The sequence below is a fragment of the Pantoea sp. GbtcB22 genome (assembly GCF_019091025.1).
Classification (GTDB): Bacteria; Pseudomonadota; Gammaproteobacteria; order Enterobacterales; family Enterobacteriaceae; genus Pantoea; species Pantoea leporis.
The window spans coordinates 1-229 of record NZ_JAGXKB010001047.1 but is presented as its reverse complement, the minus strand read 5'-3'; the positions used below and the strand labels follow the sequence as shown (position 1 = coordinate 229).

The 229-nt window shown below is 61.6% G+C and carries 2 pseudogenes; one reads left to right on the top strand and one right to left on the bottom strand.

The features are described from left to right. A pseudogene (locus tag KVT28_RS28090) lies at window positions 1-144 on the top strand (L-Ala-D/L-Glu epimerase); the annotation flags it as partial. Here the strand turns inward: KVT28_RS28090 and KVT28_RS28085 are convergent. Further along, a pseudogene (locus tag KVT28_RS28085) lies at window positions 113-229 on the bottom strand (murein tripeptide amidase MpaA); the annotation flags it as partial. The pseudogenes KVT28_RS28090 and KVT28_RS28085 sit on opposite strands and share 32 nt — an antisense overlap.

Below are 229 nucleotides of genomic sequence, written 5' to 3'. Positions count from 1 at the left end.
GCGATTCGTGCGTCATTACCGCTTACGGCGCGCGCGACCTTCGCGGATCCCGACGGTCCAACCTGGCTTGCGGCCGATGTTGAACCGTCGCTGCATTTTTCTCACGGCGTACTCAACCCGCTGGCTGCCAGCGCAGCAGATTGATCATCGCTTCCAGATAGACTTCGGTGGCTTCGCCCACCGAAATCGGCGGCATCTCGGCGGTAATGCATAACAGGCCGAGGTCGCC